Annotated in this window: 4 protein-coding genes; all 4 read right to left on the reverse strand. The window is 35.0% G+C overall.

Features of this window, described 5'->3' with window-relative positions; all coding sequences use genetic code 11:
- On the reverse strand, positions 1 to 579 hold a 579-nt coding region (locus QM956_RS10495; RefSeq protein WP_414302512.1), incomplete at its 3' end, for a CPBP family intramembrane glutamic endopeptidase.
- Between the two features lie 2 nt (positions 580 to 581).
- Positions 582 to 815: a hypothetical protein gene (locus tag QM956_RS10500; protein ID WP_000840776.1), complete on the reverse strand. Its 234-nt coding sequence runs from the start codon at positions 813 to 815 to the stop codon at positions 582 to 584.
- A 12-nt stretch (positions 816 to 827) separates the two neighbouring features.
- A complete protein-coding gene (locus tag QM956_RS10505; protein WP_000566537.1) occupies positions 828 to 1,208 on the reverse strand; it encodes a thioredoxin domain-containing protein in 381 nt (126 codons plus the stop codon).
- A partial coding sequence (locus QM956_RS10510) for a hypothetical protein (protein WP_414302513.1) occupies positions 1,201 to 1,419 on the reverse strand: 219 nt, incomplete at its 5' end. The genes QM956_RS10510 and QM956_RS10505, both read right to left, overlap by 8 nt.

Below are 1,419 nucleotides of genomic sequence, written 5' to 3' on the forward strand. Positions count from 1 at the left end.
CAGCAAACTATAAACTAGTAGGTTCCACACCAAATGTAAACCCATACTTCCCCATAAGTCAGATTTATAGCGCACCATCCCTAAAAACATCCCAAGTGAAACATATAAACACCAAGCTAGAATGGTTCCTGGATGATGTACTAAGGAAAATAAAACACTTGTCAAAGCAACTCGAATATCTAATTTTCTAACCAAGTTCCATAAAATTTCTCGATACATAAATTCTTCAACCATACTCGCATTGATTAAGAACAATAAAAATGAAAACCAAGGAACCTGATGTTGTAGGACAATTAAGTTTGCTTGATTCGCGCTTCCTTGCGCATGGATTAAGCTAAAACATAGACTTATAATCAGTAGGCTAACGAATCCAATACCAAGCCATTTAATCCTAGTTTCCATATTGACCTTGGCCACTTGTTTTCGTTGACCATACATCCATAAAAAAGAAATGAGCGACGCACCATAGAGAATCTGTAGTATAGTTAACTCACCGATACAAAAAAATTTCAGTAAGTATAGAGATACCAATAGGACATTTACTTGTTGGAATATATAAACTGGAATTATTCTTTTCATAGTTACCTCCGAAATAAATCTTCATAATCTAAATCTAATACCTGCACAATCCTTTCTACCCATGGACTTTGAGGCATTCGTTGTTCCATCTTGTAGTGACGAATCTTTTGATACAAACGATTCAATTCACTTGGATAGTGAAACTCTCCCGCAAACATTTTTCTGGTTAACTCAATCCAGCTGATATTTCTTTCAGCTAAAATAATGGACAAGTTCTCCCAAAATCGTTCAGCCATATTGCTTCTCCTTTAGTTAGATAAATAATGTGTTTGTGCCATATAAATCAATTGTTTCGTATCTCTTGGCAATAAAGCTCTAGCCTCTTCCAAATTCAGATTCGGATAAACCCGCTTATTTGAAACCGCAAGAGGAAGTCTGATGGTTAGTTCAGGATTTTTTAAAATCATCTCAACGAAATCCGTTAATCTTAGATTGTCACGGTTCTTAAATCGTAATAAATTAGGAGATAAAAACTCAAAACAATCTGAAGAATAGCTCATCATTTCAATTAATTTGTCCTTTGTCATTTCAGAAATAGAATGAGGAGTGACCTCTATGCCATACTTTTGAAAGAAATCCAAAAGAAGTTGATTTCTTTGGCTATTTTTACTTAGATAGAGATCAATCATGAGAGACCTCCCAAAGATTCGGTTCCATTTGATATTCTGAGACGATTAAGGAATCTAATAAATTTGCGAAGTTAATCGGTTGCTTGTCTTCATCATAAGCTTTTACAGTTACTTGGGTTGTAAGTATTCCCTCTTTTCCCTCGGCTCGATAGCCTTGTCCATATAAAACAAAAACAAGATTTTGATGATCATCTACAAAGGCATCAGCTCC

The organism is Streptococcus mitis (assembly GCF_047460035.1).
Taxonomy (GTDB): domain Bacteria; phylum Bacillota; class Bacilli; order Lactobacillales; family Streptococcaceae; genus Streptococcus; species Streptococcus mitis_DW.

Excerpts from the sequence above, each read along its gene's own strand:
- QM956_RS10500 (WP_000840776.1), bottom strand. The coding sequence starts at position 815 with ATGGCTGAACGATTTTGGGAGAACTTGTCCATTATTTTAGCTGAAAGA.
- QM956_RS10505 (WP_000566537.1), bottom strand. The coding sequence starts at position 1,208 with ATGATTGATCTCTATCTAAGTAAAAATAGCCAAAGAAATCAACTTCTT.